This is a genomic window from Moorella humiferrea (assembly GCF_039233145.1).
Classification (GTDB): Bacteria; Bacillota; DSM-521; order Neomoorellales; family Neomoorellaceae; genus Neomoorella; species Neomoorella humiferrea.
In genome coordinates this window covers 2,083,271-2,097,799 of sequence record NZ_CP136419.1, presented here as the reverse complement: position 1 = coordinate 2,097,799, position 14,529 = coordinate 2,083,271, and the positions used below count along the sequence as shown (strand labels likewise).

11 protein-coding genes and 2 riboswitches are annotated in these 14,529 nt (G+C 55.3%); of the genes, 10 read left to right on the top strand and 1 reads right to left on the bottom strand.

The window, feature by feature from the left end:
* Positions 1-2: 2 nt before the first annotated feature.
* A complete protein-coding gene (locus tag MHFGQ_RS10880; RefSeq protein ID WP_106006248.1) occupies positions 3-893 on the top strand; it encodes an FAD binding domain-containing protein in 891 nt (296 codons plus the stop codon).
* Between the two features lie 641 nt (positions 894-1,534).
* On the opposite strand, the gene MHFGQ_RS10875 is transcribed toward MHFGQ_RS10880, so the two are convergent.
* Positions 1,535-2,875: a transposase gene (locus tag MHFGQ_RS10875; protein ID WP_211292901.1), complete on the bottom strand. Its 1,341-nt coding sequence runs from the start codon at positions 2,873-2,875 to the stop codon at positions 1,535-1,537.
* A gap of 176 nt (positions 2,876-3,051) precedes the next feature.
* On the opposite strand from MHFGQ_RS10875, the gene MHFGQ_RS10870 reads away from it, so the two are divergent.
* The 9 genes from MHFGQ_RS10870 (at position 3,052) to gcvH (ending at position 14,528) form a co-directional block, all read left to right on the top strand.
* Positions 3,052-4,191: a BMP family ABC transporter substrate-binding protein gene (locus MHFGQ_RS10870; protein ID WP_245907819.1), complete on the top strand. Its 1,140-nt coding sequence runs from the start codon at positions 3,052-3,054 to the stop codon at positions 4,189-4,191.
* Positions 4,192-4,380: 189 nt separating this feature from the next.
* On the top strand, positions 4,381-5,898 hold the full coding sequence (locus MHFGQ_RS10865) for an ABC transporter ATP-binding protein (protein ID WP_106005182.1): 1,518 nt from the start codon (positions 4,381-4,383) through the stop codon (positions 5,896-5,898).
* A complete protein-coding gene (locus MHFGQ_RS10860; RefSeq protein WP_106005183.1) occupies positions 5,898-6,974 on the top strand; it encodes an ABC transporter permease in 1,077 nt (358 codons plus the stop codon). The genes MHFGQ_RS10865 and MHFGQ_RS10860 overlap by 1 nt, the downstream gene beginning before the upstream one ends.
* 3 nt (positions 6,975-6,977) lie before the next feature.
* Positions 6,978-7,913: an ABC transporter permease gene (locus tag MHFGQ_RS10855; RefSeq protein WP_106005184.1), complete on the top strand. Its 936-nt coding sequence runs from the start codon at positions 6,978-6,980 to the stop codon at positions 7,911-7,913.
* Between the two features lie 58 nt (positions 7,914-7,971).
* A complete protein-coding gene (ygfK, locus tag MHFGQ_RS10850) occupies positions 7,972-11,019 on the top strand; it encodes a putative selenate reductase subunit YgfK (RefSeq protein ID WP_106005185.1) in 3,048 nt (1,015 codons plus the stop codon).
* 104 nt (positions 11,020-11,123) lie between these two features.
* Positions 11,124-11,780 carry an L-serine ammonia-lyase, iron-sulfur-dependent subunit beta gene (gene sdaAB / locus MHFGQ_RS10845; RefSeq protein ID WP_106005223.1) on the top strand — a complete coding sequence of 219 codons (657 nt, stop codon included), beginning with the start codon at positions 11,124-11,126 and terminating at the stop codon, positions 11,778-11,780.
* 10 nt (positions 11,781-11,790) lie between these two features.
* On the top strand, positions 11,791-12,678 hold the full coding sequence (gene sdaAA / locus MHFGQ_RS10840; RefSeq protein ID WP_170066238.1) for an L-serine ammonia-lyase, iron-sulfur-dependent, subunit alpha: 888 nt from the start codon (positions 11,791-11,793) through the stop codon (positions 12,676-12,678).
* Between the two features lie 65 nt (positions 12,679-12,743).
* A riboswitch (glycine riboswitch) is annotated at positions 12,744-12,851 on the top strand.
* 1 nt (position 12,852) lies between these two features.
* A riboswitch (glycine riboswitch) is annotated at positions 12,853-12,954 on the top strand.
* 65 nt (positions 12,955-13,019) lie between these two features.
* Positions 13,020-14,120, top strand: coding sequence for a glycine cleavage system aminomethyltransferase GcvT (gcvT, locus tag MHFGQ_RS10835; protein WP_106005187.1), 1,101 nt, complete (start codon positions 13,020-13,022; stop codon positions 14,118-14,120).
* A gap of 15 nt (positions 14,121-14,135) precedes the next feature.
* A complete protein-coding gene (gene gcvH, locus MHFGQ_RS10830) occupies positions 14,136-14,528 on the top strand; it encodes a glycine cleavage system protein GcvH (protein ID WP_106005188.1) in 393 nt (130 codons plus the stop codon).
* Position 14,529: the final 1 nt, after the last annotated feature.

The following is a 14,529-nucleotide window of genomic DNA, read 5'->3' as shown; positions in this document are numbered from 1 at the left end:
CCATGCCGCAGGAGTACCTTATTGCCAACTCGACGGAGGAAGCCCTGGCCATGCTGGCCGCCCGCCCGGGGGCGCGGATTATCGCCGGGGGCACCGACTTGGTAATCGATCTTAAAGAAGAAAAGCGGCAGGTTAATACCCTGGTGGACGTTTCCCGCATCCCGGAGTTAAAGGTCATTGAGGAAAAAGACGGGGAGATAATCCTCGGCGGGGCGGTCACCCACGCCGAGGCTGCCGCCGCAAAGCTTATCCGGGAAAAACTCCCGGCCCTGGCGGCCGCTGCGGCGGCCGTCGGCTCGCCCCAGATCCGCAACGTCGGCACCCTGGGGGGCAATGTAGTAAACGCCCAACCGGCGGCCGATACGGCGGTAGCCCTGGTGGCCCTGGGGGCAGTGGCCACCATCCTAGGGCCGGCAGGCGAGCGTCGGATGCCGGTCGAAAACCTATATGAAGGCGTCGGTCGTTCCAAGGTAGATGCCGGTAGGGAGATATTAACCCATTTTAGTATTCCCATATGGGGTGAGGGAGAGGGTTCGGACTTCAAGCGCCTTTCGCCCCGGCGGGCCCTGTCCCTGCCGATGCTCAATACTGCCGTGCGGGTCCAAGTAAGGGGGGGCAGATGCACTCGGGCGCGCATCTGCATCGCCCCGGTGGCCCCGCGGCCTTTCCTATGTGAGGAAGCGGCTGCGATCCTTGTCGGTGTGGAGCCGTGCCCGGAGGTGATTGCCCGGGCCGCAGCGGCGGCTAAAGAAGCTGCCCGGCCTCGGGACAGCCTCCTCCGTGGCTCCGGCGCCTATCGCAAAGATATAACGGCCGTCCTGGTTAGCCGGGCTTTGACCGCAGCTTTTTTTCGGGCCACCGGCAGGAAAATAGAGATTGATGTCGAAGAATAAGACTCCCAGAGGCAAAGACGTCTACAGGGGGGTTAACAAACCCTCAGGTAGACGTTTTTTTAAAGCCCCAAAAACCATGGCCTTTCTCTATAGCTCTTTGACAACCGCGGCAATTTATCCAGGGCCTTTTCGATGTTCTCCACCTTGTTTAATCCGGTCATTTAGTTCCAGCAGGATTTTAAAAAATAGCGGCGAACTTATTATACAAGCTGGAGCCTTTTCCTATAGTCTTTGCATAGTTTCCGGTAGTGGAACCGGGAGTATATACCAGGTGACCGGAATTCCTTGACTACGAAGGTGATTAGCAATTGTCACGCTGCGGGAGCCTGGTTTTTAATTTGCTCCAAAACCTGGCAGGAGCCAGGTCCGGGAGAGTTCCCCGGTGATTTGTCATGCCGGGAGTTACATTAACAAGGGGGGAGTTATAGCGGGAAAGAGAAAAGCAGCGACGGCCTCGATTGAAAAAACATCTAGGCGCTTGCAAAACTAACGTTCTTTAAAAATCAAAAAGAGCCCTTATGCAAAGTCAGGTTCTTCTACTTACAAATAATGGATTTAAGGTACCTGTTGTACCGAGTTTCAAAGAAAAAGATAACCAAGAGGCGCGGCTATATGGACAAGATAGGGAAGCAAGTTCTGCCCTAAGCAACAAGCCAGCGTATAGACCTTACTTTATCATTGAGCTTGGCTCTCAAAGCGATTAAAGCGACAAGATTTTGAGCAATCGCTGCCAGGACAAGATCGCAAGAAGCACTAGCAAAGTCCGTCACCGTTAATCGGCCAAGCATGAGGGGAAGCTTTAGCCGGGAGATGGCTTGCTCCACGGCAATGCGCAAAAGGTAGATTTTCTTCCATAGCTCAGAGTTCCTTGGGACGGGAGTATTTTTTCGGTAGTTGTCCTGGGGATAAGTGTAAACCATCCGGCCGCTTTTAGAGGGGGTACACGGGTCTTGACAGGTGCAAGTATAACCCTTTTTCCCCGGCTTACTTAAGGGGCAGAGCCATTTAATACGGTTTCTGGATTTACAGAAGCCGGCGTATTTAAACTTTAAGGATGGATTTTTGGGGCACACTGGTACTCCCTCGGGAGCGAGCCGGGGCTCAGGCAGCTCTTTAGTATTCCGGGGATTGAGGTTAATAACCGGCTTAAGGTTGCAATCTTGCACCAGGTAACGGAAGTTTTCCGTGCTGTCGAACCCGGCGTCACCGGCAAAAAACTCGTAACGGGAAAGGTCATGGTGCTGCCGGAAATCCTCCAGGACCGGTTTTACGAGAAGCGAATCTTTCTGTCCTTCAAAAAGCATCACATTCCGGACGAGGCCGAAACCGTTAGTCAGGATAGCAGCGGTGTAGGCATAAGCAAAGTGACCGTTGGTATACATGAGTTTGGCCTTTGGGGCGGCCCTGGCACATTTGGGCATTTTGGCAATAGTCATGGCATAAATCTCGTTTTCAGGTTTTTCAGGGGCTCCCTTCTCGACCTGGTTTTTCAAGGAATAAAAGAACTTCGGGTTATTTTCTCTTACCGGCACTTCTAAGCCGGTTGTATCCAGGACGAGAAGGGAGGCCGCAAAAGGGTCGAGCTTTTTTAAGTAGGGCTCGGTTAGTTCCACCAAACGGTCTAAGATTTTTTTAAGCTCCTTTGGCCCGATTTTATCTTTAAACCTCGAGAAAGTAGCGGGGTCAGGAACGCTTTGAGTAAAGCCGCAAAAGTCTCTCAGGGGCTCTGACAATTCAAGGAAGGTAACCAAAAGTTCAACTGTGGGAATGGATAAGATCTTCTGGAGGATTAAGGCAGACAACATGGACGCTAAAGAATAAGGGGGGCGACCAGTGGATTTGTAGTAAGCCAGTTTAACCTCTAAGGGGATAATCTCTTCGATGTCTACGTAATCGGTGAGCATTTTCAGTTTGTCTTTGCTTGAAGCCTGTTCAAATTCTTCGTAGAGATCACACAAGGAAATTTGCTTATGTTTGGGCAACAGGGGCTCACCTCCAGAGTAATTTCTCCTAAGTATTTCGATGAAAACTGGAGGAAACCCTGCTTAAAAAGCCTGCAAAATCCCTTGTCTCTCAAGACCTCTGGGGTTTTGCAGGAGGCTAAAAAAACATCAAAAAGGAGGTGGAGTCCATAGTTTGCAGGACAAGCTATGGACACATGATGCGTAAAGGATGGCGTTTCATACCAGTGCTGCTCCTGGCCTTGGTGGTAGCTGTATTTGCCGCCGGCTGCGGCGGCCAGAAACCGGCCGGGAACAGCCAGAGCGGGGAAAAGCCGGCCGCAGGGCAGGCTGCAGACCAGAAAATGAAGGTCGCCTTTATTTATGTGGGACCGATTGGTGATGCCGGATGGACCTGGGCCCATGAGCAGGGACGCAAGTACCTGGTGGATAAATTACCCTGGGTGGAAGCCTCTTATGTAGAAAACGTCCCCGAGGGGGCCGACGTAGAAAGGGTTTTAACGGAACTGGCGGAAAAGGGTAATAAGGTCATTTTTGCTACCAGCTTCGGCTACATGGATTACGTAATCAAGGTGGCCCAGAAATACCCCAACGTCGTCTTTATGCACTGCTCCGGCTATAAGACGGCTGCCAATGTCGGTACTTACTTTGGCGCTATGGAAGAACCCCGTTATCTTTCCGGCATGGTGGCCGGCAAAATGACCAAGACCAACGTTCTGGGGTATGTAGCAGCCCACCCCATTCCGGAAGTAATCCGCGGCATCAACGCCTTTACCCTGGGGGCGCGTTCAGTTAACCCCAACGTTAAGGTTAAGGTAGTCTGGACCAATACCTGGTATGACCCGGCGGCCGAAAAACAGGCGGCTTTAAGCCTTCTAGATGCCGGCGCCGACGTTATCGCCCAGCACCAAGACACCCCGGGACCGCAGCAGGCAGCCCAGGAGCGGGGTAAATACGGCATCGGTTATAACAGTGACATGCGCCAGTTCGCTCCCAATGCCAATTTGACCTCGCCGATCTGGAACTGGGGTCCGTATTATGTAAAGACGGTTGAAGCCGTCAAAAATGGGACGTGGAAATCTGAGGACTACTACGGAACTATGAAAGACGGTGTGGTTGACCTCGGGCCCTTCAGCGACAAGGTGCCCCAGGAAGTGCGTGACCTGGTGAACGCCAAGAAACAGGAAATTATCGACGGCAAGTTCTATGTCTTCCAGGGCCCCATCAAGGACCAGAGCGGGAAAGTACGAGTGCCTGAAGGACAGAAGATGAGTCACCAAGATGTACTCGGTTTTGACTGGTTTGTTGAGGGCGTTGAAGGCGATATTCCCAAATAAAAGCGGGTAACATTTTGATAGGGGGGCCGTGGGATTTGCTTCCACGGCCTCAATTGTAAACCGGTAGTTAAATAACATGATATTTTTGGGAAGAAAATTTAATAAAATTATATAAGGGAGAAGGAATTTTGTCAAAGAGCGGCGAATCAAATAAATAGTTCAGGCCGATGGGGAGGAGAGCATTTATTCATGACAGCACCCCTGATAGAGATGCGGGGCATAACTAAGGTTTTTCCCGGTGTGGTGGCTAACGACGGCGTCAATTTAACCGTACGGGCGGGGGAAATTCATGCCCTTTTGGGCGAAAACGGTGCCGGTAAGAGCACCTTGATGAGCATTCTTACGGGGCTTTACCGCCCTGACGGCGGCGAAATCTATATCGACGGGCAAAGGGTGAATTTCCGTTCACCACGGGACGCCATTGCGGCGGGTATCGGTATGGTTCACCAGCACTTTCGCCTGGTGGCGCCTTTTACCGTAACGGAAAACGTAGCTTTAGGCCTTAAAGGCGGCTTTCGCCTCAACCTCAACAGGCTGGCCGAAGAAATTGCCGCCCTTTCTAAAGAATACGGCCTCCAGGTTGACCCCCAGGCGCGCATCTGGCAGCTTTCGGTAGGCGAGCAGCAGCGGGTGGAAATCATCAAATTGTTGTACCGCCATGCCCGGGTGCTGATCCTCGATGAGCCGACGGCGGTTTTAACCCCCCAGGAAGCCCGGGATTTATACCGTACGTTGAAAAAGATGGCGGCCCGGGGATGTGCCGTAATCTTTATTACCCATAAACTGCAGGAGGTAATGGATGCCGCCGACACCATTACCATTTTAAGGGGCGGTAAAACCATTGCCACCGTTAAAAAAAGTGAAACGAACGAGAAAGAACTGGCGCGAATGATGGTGGGTCGAGAAATACTTTGGCAGATAGATAAACTGGCAGCCAGAAAAGGCGATAAAATCCTGGAAATAAAGAATTTAAAGGCTTTTAACGATAAAGGTTTGCCTGCCTTAAAGGGCGTCAACCTGACGGTTCATGCCGGCGAGATTCTGGGAATTGCAGGGGTGGCCGGCAACGGCCAGCGGGAACTGGCAGAGGTTATTGCCGGTTTAAGACCCTTTCATGAAGGGACCGTTATTATCGCCGGGGAAGAATTAGACCGGTGCGATCCTTGCCGGGCCATCAACGTGGGTGTCAGTTACATTCCGGAAGACCGCCTGGGAATGGGGTTGGTGCCCAATATGGGGGCCGTTGATAACCTGCTCCTTAAAGAGTACCGCCACCCCCGCTGGGGCCGCACCCTTCTTGACCGGCGTGCGGCGCGCCGTTGGGCCAAGGAGCTGGTGGAGCGTTTCCAGGTTAAGACGGCGGGCCTGGATGCGCCGGTAAAGCTAATGTCCGGCGGCAACCTGCAGAGGTTGCTGCTGGCCCGGGAAATATCGTCCAGGCCGCGCCTCCTGGTGGCCGTTTATCCGGCCCGAGGACTAGACATAGGGGCGACGGAAACAATCCATCGCCTGCTTTTGGAACAACGGGCGGCAGGGACGGCCGTATTATTAATCTCCGAGGACCTGGAAGAGCTTTTTCGCCTTGCCGACCGCATCGCCGTTATCTACGAAGGCGAAATTATGGGCCTGATGGCGGTGGAGGAAGCTGATGTTGAAGAAATAGGCCTGATGATGGCCGGAGCGAAAAGAATGGAGGTCGGCGCCTGATGGCTAAAACCTCTTTTATCACTTGGGAAAAACGTCTCGAACCTTCCCGGGCATTGGCCGTAGTCGTGCCTGTGGCTGCCGTCATCATGGCTCTGGGTGTCGCCGCCGTTTTCCTGGCGGCTACCGGATATAGACCTTTACAGGTTTATCAGGATATGCTGGCAGGGGTCGTCGGCTCCAAATACGGCCTCTCGGAAACGGTTGTCAAGGCAATACCACTAATGCTGGCCGGGTTGGGCGTTTCCGTTGCCTTTAGGATGCTCCTCTGGAACATTGGGGCGGAGGGGCAGTTTTACATGGGGGCCTTTGGGGCGAGCTGGGTGGCCCTGACCTTTCCCCACCTGCCGGCCTATATAATGCTTCCCGCTATGTTTTTGGCGGGGGTGGCCATGGGCGGCCTGTGGGCCGTGCTTCCGGCTTTGCCTAGGGCCAAATGGGGCGTGAACGAAGTCATTACCACATTAATGTTAAATTATGTGGCCATCCTGTGGGTAGATTATTTGGTTTACGGTCCGTGGAAGGATCCTAAAGGTTTCAATTTTCCCTTGACAGCACCTTTCAGCGAAGCCGCCACCCTACCGACAATAGGCGGTACCCGCATTCATCTGGGCCTGATTTTCGCCCTGGTGGCCGCCGTTCTTTTGGCCGTCGTTCTCTGGCGGACGCGCTGGGGTTATGAAATCCGGGTTATAGGTGAAAGCCCTCGGGCGGCCCGCTATGCCGGTATTAAAATAGAAAAAAACATCATCCTGGTGATGTTGTTGAGCGGAGCCCTGGCCGGATTAGCCGGCATGAGCGAAGTGGCCGGCATCACCCATCGCCTGCAGCACGGCATTTCCCCGGGATACGGCTATACGGCCATCATAATCGCCTGGTTGGCCAAACTCCATCCGGCGGCCATAGTTTTAGTGTCCTTCCTTTTCAGCGCCCTCATTGTCGGCGGCTATAGCGTTCAAACTGCCGGCGTGCCGGCGGCGACGGTGTCCATGCTCCAGGGGGCCATCCTTTTCTTTGTCCTTGGAGGAGAAATTTTCACCCGCTACCGCCTGCGCTTGAGAAGCAAGGAGGTAAGATGATTTATGGAAAACTCCATTTGGATAGCTACCCTGGCGGCGGCCATTACCGCCGGAACACCCATCCTTTATGCGGCCCTGGGAGAAATTCTGGCCGAACGGGCCGGAGTTTTAAACCTGGGAGTGGAAGGCATGATGCTGGTCGGGGCCGTGACCGGCTTCATGGTTGCGGCCCGCACGGGCAGTCCATGGCTGGGCTTTTTGACGGCCTTGCTAGCGGCAGGTGTTATGGCGGCCCTTTTCGCCTTTTTGACCATCACCTTACGGGCCAACCAGGTGGTCACGGGTCTGGCTCTGACCATATTCGGCACTGGTTTGAGCGGTTTTTTGGGCAAACCTTACATCGGTATCCCTCTGCCTTTGAGCTTTAAGCCGGTGGCCGTACCCGTCCTATCCGGTATTCCCGTGATCGGTCCGGTGCTTTTTAACCATGATCCCCTTGTCTACCTCACTTATTTCCTGGTTCCCCTGCTCTGGTACTTTCTATATCACACCCGGCCGGGCCTTAATTTACGGGCCACGGGAGAGAATCCGGCGGCCGCCGATGCCCTGGGAGTCAACGTTTTTGCCCTGCGCTACCTTTATGTCATTATCGGCGGCATGCTGGCCGGTGCCGGGGGAGCCTTCCTTTCCCTGGCCTATGCTCCCAGCTGGCTGGAAAACATGACGGCCGGACGGGGGTGGATAGCCGTGGCCCTGGTGATCTTTGCCGTTTGGGATCCGGTTAAAGCCCTTCTCGGCTCGTACCTTTTCGGCGGCGTGGATGCCCTTTCCTATACACTGCAGGCGGCTACTAAAATCGCCATACCTTCCTTTTTCTTAAAGATGTTGCCCTATATATTGACCCTGGTGGTCTTGATTGTCGCCACCCGTCAGACGGTGGTCAAGCATATTGGGGCCCCTGGAGCCCTGTCCGTACCCTATGATCGGGAAGAAAGGTAAGGAGGTGGGAGACGCGGTTTCGTCGGCATCATTATGGTAATTTGCAGGGAGGGATAACATGGGCGATGTAATGCGACCGCTGCCGTTTAGAAAACTTTTAACCTGGGTCCTTGAGGAGAAAGAAAAATACGGCACCATTTTCGGTATTCCCCAGGAAAAGTTCTTTAAGAAAGAGAACGGTCCTCGCCTGCAGCTCTTCGGCGAGGACTTAGAAACGCCCATCGGGCCGGCAGCCGGTCCCCACACGCAACTGGCCCAGAATATTGTGGCCGCTTATCTTTGCGGCGGCCGGTTTTTCGAACTAAAGACCGTCCAGGTACTGGATCAACTGGACATTGCCAAACCGTGCATCGATGCCGAAGACGAGTGCTACAACGTAGAATGGTCCACGGAGCTCACCGTAGAAGAGGCCTTTGCCGAGTATGTAAAGGCGTGGTTTTTGCTGCATGTCCTGCAGAAAGAGCTCTGGAATGAGGACCGGCGCGGTTTTATCTTCAACATGAGCGTAGGTTATGACCTGCAGGGTATAAAATCCCCCAAGGTCGATCAATTCATCGAGGGTCTCAAGGATGCTGCCTCAACGGCCGTATTCCAGGAATGTAGGCAGGTTTTAAAAGAAGAATGCCGAAAGTTTACCAGGGTTGACGAAGATTTTATCGACGGCATCTCACCCCATATTTGCCGTTCGGTAACCCTTTCCACCCTTCACGGCTGTCCTCCGGCCGAGATAGAAACGATCTGCCGTTATCTCGTGGCGGAGAAGAAGCTAAATACCTTTGTCAAGCTCAATCCCACCCTCCTAGGCTACGACTTTGTCAAAGAAACCCTGGCCGCCATGGGGTACAATTACATTAGCCTGAAGGAGGAATCTTTTAGCCACGACCTGCAGTATGAAGATGGCCTGGCCTTATTAAAGGGATTAAAAGAATTCGCCCGGGAACAGGGAAGGAGCTTCGGCGTCAAGCTCTCCAATACCCTGCCGGTAAAGAACACCAGGGGGCAACTGCCGGGAGAAGAAATGTATCTCTCAGGAAGGGCGTTATATCCCCTGACGATAAACCTGGCCGCCAGGCTGGCTGCCGCATTTGCCGGTGAGCTGAAAATCTCCTTTGCCGGCGGCGGCGACGCCTTTAACGTCCCGGATATCTTTGCCGCAGGGATATGGCCCATCACCGTGGCCACAACCCTCTTAAAACCCGGTGGCTACACCCGGCTGCTGCAACTGGCCAGGGAACTGGAGCCCAGGCTTACGGGGGCCATGGACGAAAAAATAGACGTGGATTTCCTGGACGCTCTTGCCGCGGGTGCCGCGAAAAAGAGCGACTATCTCAAGGAAAAACGCGGTGTCAACAGGCGGAAGCTGAACAAAAAACTGCCTTTGACCGATTGCTTTATCGCCCCGTGTACAGTGGGCTGTCCCATCGGCCAGGATGTACCGGAATATATCAGGCTGGTGGGGGAGGGGAGATACTGCGAAGCCTATGAACTTATAACGGCCAAAAACCCCCTACCCTTTATCACCGGTTCCATTTGCCCTCAGTTCTGCGCCGCCAAATGTACCCGCCTGGATTATGATGAACCCGTATGCATCCGCGCCGTAAAGAAGGCGGCGGCCGAAGGCGGCTATCTTAAGTATCGGCAAAGGCAGGGGCAAAGCTCTGGAGCTACCTCCGCCAGGGTGGCCGTCATCGGAGCGGGTCCCGCCGGCCTGGCTGCAGGGTACTTCCTGGCAAGGGTCGGAATGAAGGTTACCATTTTTGACAGGATGGAAAAACCCGGCGGCACCGTCCAATACGTAATTCCGCCCTTTCGCATTGACGGCGAAGCAATCGCCAGGGACGTGGAGCTGGTCAGAGGAACGGGCGTCGAGTTGCGCTTAGGAATAGACCCGGAATTTTCCGTTGAGGCCCTTAAAAAGGAAGGCTATAAATACATCTTCCTGGCAATTGGTGCGGGCAGCAGTCAACCCCTTAAGCTCAGTACCGGCGGGGAAAGGGTTATTAGCGCCGTTGATTTTCTCACCAGGTTTAAAGCAGGCGGAAATAAGATGAACCTCGGCCGCAAAGTGGTCGTAATCGGCGGCGGGGATGTGGCCATGGATGCCGCCCGGGCGGCCATAAGGGTAGATGGGGTGGAACAGGTATCTATCGTTTACCGGCGGACTAAAGAATATATGCCGGCAAATAAAGAAGAACTGCAGGCTGCCCTGGCTGAGGGCGCGCTTTTAAAGGAGCTTCTTGTACCCGTTTCCTGGACCGGGGGCGTGCTGCGTTGTCAGAAGATGGAACTAAGTGCACCCGAACCCTCCGGCAGGAGGAGCGTGGTTCCTCGGGAAGGAGAATTTGAGGAAATCGAAGCCGATATCGTCATTGCGGCCGTCGGCCAGGCGGTTGATTACGACATCCTCCAGAGAAACGGCATAAGGGTTGACAACCGCGGTAGAGTAGTGGTGGATCCCGCCACCAACGAAACTAATGTAGAAAATGTATTTATCGGCGGCGACGCCCTGAGGGGCCCGGCGACGATTGTGGAAGCCATAGCCGACGCCGTCAAGGCGGCTCGGGCCATCCTGACGAGGGAAGGCCTGAGTTTGCCGGAACGCCCTGAATATCCCGAGGCGCCGGATAAGGCGTGGGGCCGGATTACGTTAAAGAAAGGCGTGCTGCAGAACGCCGCAAGTGATGCGGCAAAGGAACACGAAAGGTGCCTGGAATGCGGTACCATCTGTAACATTTGTACGGAGGTTTGCCCCAACCGCGCCAACATTGCCGTTAAAGTAGACGGCGGCTTTAAGCATGGCGAGCAGATAGTCCACGTGGACGGCATGTGCAACGAATGCGGCAACTGTGCGACCTTTTGTCCTTACGACGGCGCTCCCTACAAGGATAAGCTGACCCTATTCTGGAGGGAAGACGACTTTAACGCCAGCGACAACAGCGGCTTCCTGCTGGTGTCCGGAGGAGAGCGTCCCATATTCAAAGTAAGGTTGGAGGGCAGGGTATTTGAAGTTGCCCTTGATGATTCCTCTTCTTCAGGTGATAAAGATTACGAAGAAATATTACCCATCATTAGGACCGTTTACGAGAAGTATAACTATATTTTTTAAGATAAATTTATGGCAGCCGCAGCGGTAGCCGGCACCTTCGGTACCAGGATTGTTGCCGGGTAAGGTGGAACCGGCGGCGGTATAATACTTAAGGGGTGGCGGCGGTGGATGCCTTCGACGTTATCGGCCCGGTGATGATCGGGCCTTCCAGTTCCCATACGGCCGGAGCCGTGCGCATAGGTCGCCTAGGCCGGGCCATCCTTGGCGAACCTCCCGTACGGGCGGAAATTTTCCTCCACGGCTCCTTTGCCCGGACCTACTGGGGGCATGGTACCGACCGTGCTTTGGTAGCCGGCCTCCTTGGTTTTGATGTCGATGACGAGCGGGTGCGGGAAGCCCTGGACCTGGCGCCGGCAGAGGGCCTTGAAGTATCTTTCGGCGAAAAGGATCTCGGCGACGTCCATCCCAATTCGGTGCAGTTGAATTTAGAGGGTCGGTCGCAGACCGTCAGCGTGGTGGCTTCCTCCCTGGGAGGAGGTCAGGTGGTGATTAAAAAGATCGACGCTTTTAGTGTAGACATGGGCTGCGAGTTGCCGACTCTGGTGGCTACCTATCCCGACAGGCCGGGGGTCATCGCTGCGGTCGCCGCCCTCCTGGCCGGGGGTGGAATAAACATCGCCAGTATGCGGGTTTCCCGGGAAGCCGCCGGCCGCCAGGCCTTAATGGTTATGGAAACGGATCAACCGGTGCCGCCGGGTTTGCTGACGGCCATGCGTTCTTTACCAATGATGGAGCGGGTGATAGCCATTGACCCGGTATAGTTTTAGGAACATGGCCGAACTCCTGGCGCTGGCGGGGAATGAAGGGCTTTCCCTGGCGGAGACGGTCATCCGTTACCAGATGGAAGCCGAAGGGAAAACCCGGGATGAGGTCCGCGCAAAGATGGCTGGCAGGCTAAAGATAATGCGGTCCGCCGCCCAAAAGGGTTTAACTGAGGATGTTCGTTCTCAAAGCGGTCTTGTGGGCGGCGGCGGTAAACTCTTGGAAGAGTGGCGGCGGTCGGGGAGGGGGCTTTCCGGCACCGTTACGGGACGTGCCATTGCCATAGCTACCGCCGTGGCCGAAGTTAACGCCGCCATGGGCCGGATTGTAGCGGCTCCCACGGCCGGCTCCTGCGGTATTATACCGGGGGTACTCCTTTCTTTGGAAGCGGAAAAGGGTTTCATGGAAGAGCAGTTGATAGACGGTTTATTTACCGCCGCCGCCGTGGGCATGGTGGCGGCCAAACAGGCTTCCCTTTCCGGGGCGGCTTTAGGATGTCAGGCGGAGTGTGGCGTAGCTGCGGCCATGGCGGCGGCTGCGGCCGTGGAGATGGCCGGTGGAAGTCCGGAACAGGCCGCCGGCGCTGCCGGAGTGGCCCTGCAGGGATTGATGGGGCTGGTCTGCGATCCGGTGGGAGGCCTGGTGGAGCTGCCCTGCGTGCTGCGCAACGCTACGGGGGCGGCCCATGCCCTGGCGGCCGCCGACATCATTCTGGCCGGCGTACCGTACTACCTCCCCTTTGACGAAGTCATCGCCGCCATGGTTGAGGTGGGCAGTTCCCTGCCGGCTTCCCTGCGGGAAACCGGGACGGGAGGGATAGCCGCCTGTCCTACCGCCCGAAGGCTGGTGGCTCACCTCTTCAGTGGTGAAAAGGACAGACAGCGGATAAAAGACTAAAAGAAGGATTTTAAGAGGATTAAGCGAATATAATTATTATAAAATTAAAACTGCATAGCGGGTGGATGAAGGGAGTGGAAGAGACCCTTTTACCAGGGCGCCGAAGGAGCAAGCTTTCCCGGTCGGGGTGACGGGGGAGGGAAACTCTCAGGCAAAAGTACCGCTCCCGGACCCGACTCTGGAGAGATCCCCGGCGGCCGGAAGGGGAAAACGGGCGGCGGGGACACCAAAGGGGAAGGCTTTTTTGCCTAATCTCTCAGGTACCAGGACAGAGGCCATCACCGCGTAGTTGCGGCGATGGCTTTTATTTATGGTTATACTAACATGGGCGAGGTGGAAAAATGGCGGACTTAAAAAAGCCCCCTCTGTATGAAGAACATCTGGCCGCCGGAGCCAAAATGGTGGAATTCGGCGGCTGGATGATGCCCCTCCAATATACGGGCATCATCGAAGAGCACCGCAGAGTACGCAGCTCAGCCGGGCTCTTCGACGTTTCCCACATGGGGGAAATCGTCGTTAAAGGGTATGATGCCTTTAAACTGGTGCAGAAATTAATCACCAACGACGCCGGCCGGGCCCGGGGGGACCGGGTTATTTACAGCCCCATGTGTTACCCGGACGGCGGCGTCGTCGACGACCTGTTGGTCTATCCCCGGGACGGAGGAGAGTACCTGCTGGTGGTCAACGCCGCCAATAAAGATAAAGACCTGGCCTGGATTCGGGAAAACGCCGTTGGCCTGGCGGCAGAGGTGGAGGACGTGTCGGCGGCGACTGCCCAGCTGGCCATCCAGGGACCGAAGGCATTAGAAATCCTTCAGCCTTTGACGGAAGGAGAACTTGCTTCCCTGGGGTACTACCGCTGGACCAGGGGGCGGGTTCTGGGGGTCGACTGTCTGATTTCCCGCACCGGCTATACCGGGGAAGACGGCTTTGAGTTATATTTTGCAGCGGAAGCGGCTCCGCATGTGTGGCGCCGGCTTTTGGCCGCCGGAAAAGAAAAGGGCCTGGCGGCGGCGGGCTTGGGAGCGAGGGATACCTTGCGCCTGGAAGCGGCCCTTCCCCTCTATGGTCATGAGCTGGGGCCGGACATCAGTCCCCTGGAGGCAGGCCTGGAACGCTTTGTCTGCCTGGATAAAGGCGATTTCAACGGCCGGGCGGCCCTGGCGGCGCAGCAGGAAGAAGGCGTCAAACGCCGCCTGGTGGGGTTGATTATGGTTGACAGGGGCGTTCCCCGGCAGGGTTATCCCATCACGGCCGGGGGACGGGAAATCGGGCGCATTACCTCCGGCTCTTATGCCCCAAGTTTAGAAAAAAACATTGCCCTGGCCCTGGTAGCGGCAGGAACTATCAGCACCGGCGCCGAAGTAGAGGTAAGCATCCGCGGCCGCTTAAATCGTGCCGTGGTGGTGAACCTCCCCTTTTACCGCCGGTCTAAAAAATAAGAAGGAGGAATGGGAATGGAATTTCCCGCTAATTTGTATTACAGCAAAGATCATGAATGGGTAGAAGTAGAGGGCAACCGCGCCCGCATCGGCATTACCGACTATGCCCAGGAATCCCTGGGGGACATCGTCTTTGTCGAGCTGCCCCAGGTGGGCGACGAACTGGCTGCCGGCGACAGCTTCGGCGTCGTCGAGTCCGTCAAGTCGGCTTCCGACGTCTATGCTCCGGTGGGCGGCAAGGTTGTCGCCGTCAATGAAGCCCTCCTGGATTCGCCCCAGGACATCAACGCCGACCCGTACGGCAAGGGCTGGATGATCGAAGTGGAAATGAGCGATCCGGCAGAAATAGAAAACCTGATGGATTCCGGCGCATATCAGCAGTTGGTCAAGGAGGAAAAGGGGGAGTAGG

Excerpts from the sequence above, each read along its gene's own strand:
- MHFGQ_RS10860 (WP_106005183.1), top strand. The coding sequence starts at position 5,898 with ATGGCTAAAACCTCTTTTATCACTTGGGAAAAACGTCTCGAACCTTCC.
- MHFGQ_RS10865 (WP_106005182.1), top strand. The coding sequence starts at position 4,381 with ATGACAGCACCCCTGATAGAGATGCGGGGCATAACTAAGGTTTTTCCC.
- MHFGQ_RS10880 (WP_106006248.1), top strand. The coding sequence starts at position 3 with ATGCCGCAGGAGTACCTTATTGCCAACTCGACGGAGGAAGCCCTGGCC.
- sdaAA (WP_170066238.1), top strand. The coding sequence starts at position 11,791 with ATGGCCGAACTCCTGGCGCTGGCGGGGAATGAAGGGCTTTCCCTGGCG.
- gcvT (WP_106005187.1), top strand. The coding sequence starts at position 13,020 with ATGGCGGACTTAAAAAAGCCCCCTCTGTATGAAGAACATCTGGCCGCC.
- ygfK (WP_106005185.1), top strand. The coding sequence starts at position 7,972 with ATGGGCGATGTAATGCGACCGCTGCCGTTTAGAAAACTTTTAACCTGG.
- MHFGQ_RS10870 (WP_245907819.1), top strand. The coding sequence starts at position 3,052 with ATGATGCGTAAAGGATGGCGTTTCATACCAGTGCTGCTCCTGGCCTTG.
- gcvH (WP_106005188.1), top strand. The coding sequence starts at position 14,136 with ATGGAATTTCCCGCTAATTTGTATTACAGCAAAGATCATGAATGGGTA.
- MHFGQ_RS10855 (WP_106005184.1), top strand. The coding sequence starts at position 6,978 with ATGGAAAACTCCATTTGGATAGCTACCCTGGCGGCGGCCATTACCGCC.